Raw genomic sequence first — 1,276 nt, forward strand, 5'->3', positions numbered from 1 at the left:
TCCACTATTGCTGGGACAGTGTTAAAACCTCTATCAATTAGATATGCAACTAACAAACGTCTCAGAAATGAGGTTTGAGTTTTACTCGGCTTATTATCTTTCATGCTATCCTTCTTCGTTAAACAAGTTTTCTTTGAACAGTATTCATCATCTTCGGTAGGTAGTAATTCCCATTACACTGTAATATCTTACGTCATGACCTAGTTAACAAATGGTTTTCATTTAACCTAGCCTAGGCTTAGTAAACCATCTATACAACTAGACCACGACATAAGTGACAACGTCACGAAAAACTCAGCCAAATTGCTTTATGTTCCCGAACATATGCTTTAAGCAATGTGAAGTTCCAATATGCTGGTACAGTCTGTGTGAACGTAGTTTGTTTAATAGATTCGGACTCTTTAAATGCTTTATGCAGTCTTCGACTTCTCCCCGAGTAAAGAAACTACTTGGCATATTAAAATTAGTAGGGTGTACTGCCAAGCACCTCTCATTATTTGAGTCGGTATAAGTCATTTCAAACTCTAATTCCGGGTATATTTTCTGTAGCATGTTGATCTCATATACATAGCCCATATACTCATAATCAATGAACCTTTCGTGAATGTTTACGTTAGAAAGAGGGGAGGTACTTCTAAAAACTTCCTGGTTGTGGTGATAGAGGAACCGCGCAGTTATGGTCCTATGTTTTCCCTCTTCAATGAAGTAAGCATCCTCAACTTTTGTAAAAGAAATACCTGGTTTTACATGATGATCTAAATAGTAATTTGGATTTTCTGTGAGTTCCATTAGGGCTCGCTCTATACGTTTTAAGTGACGGCCACCTAAACAGTCCCCCCACTTCATCGCATCATAGCCTTGGCTATGACCAACAACGCGCTCTAAAGGAATACTGCCGAATCTCTTCTCAATATGTGGAAATAGATAAATTCCTCTATCCGTCAGATAATCGTCAAGAGGGAGTAATTCCGTATTGGTGAAATAAGCCGGATTTAGTCCATTTAGCTCCAGTATATTTGTTTTGATTGCCATACTCAGTTCCTCGTTAGTTTTTAAAGGTTTTAGCCACCGATTCGCTGGTGGGCTAATGAGCATATCAAGCAAAATGTCATCTCTACTACCTGAAGTCCCGCTTTTTGGAAGTCCAGTGATCGTATAGATAGAGTCGATTTATTCACATACAACCCCATCACCATCTCTATCGTTCATATAAGAGTATGCAGGATGTGATCTTCTTACTGGTGCAATACCATTTCTGATAGCTTCCTTGCAAGTA

The 1,276-nt window shown here is 38.7% G+C and carries 2 protein-coding genes; both read right to left on the bottom strand.

The window, feature by feature from the left end:
* Nucleotides 1-294 precede the first annotated feature (294 nt).
* Nucleotides 295-1,032 carry a hypothetical protein gene (locus tag IQR33_RS23510; RefSeq protein WP_193844102.1) on the bottom strand — a complete coding sequence of 246 codons (738 nt, stop codon included), beginning with the start codon at nt 1,030-1,032 and terminating at the stop codon, nt 295-297.
* Nucleotides 1,033-1,170: 138 nt separating this feature from the next.
* Nucleotides 1,171-1,276 (bottom strand): excalibur calcium-binding domain-containing protein (locus tag IQR33_RS36010; RefSeq protein WP_193844103.1); only part of this gene is annotated, 106 nt, incomplete at its 5' end.

Origin of the sequence: Vibrio sp. OPT46, assembly GCF_015163535.1 — a bacterium.
Classification (GTDB): Bacteria; Pseudomonadota; Gammaproteobacteria; order Enterobacterales; family Vibrionaceae; genus Vibrio; species Vibrio alginolyticus.

What these genes read in the sequence shown, in the direction of transcription:
- IQR33_RS23510 (WP_193844102.1), bottom strand. Translation starts at nt 1,032, where the DNA reads ATGGCAATCAAAACAAATATACTGGAGCTAAATGGACTAAATCCGGCT.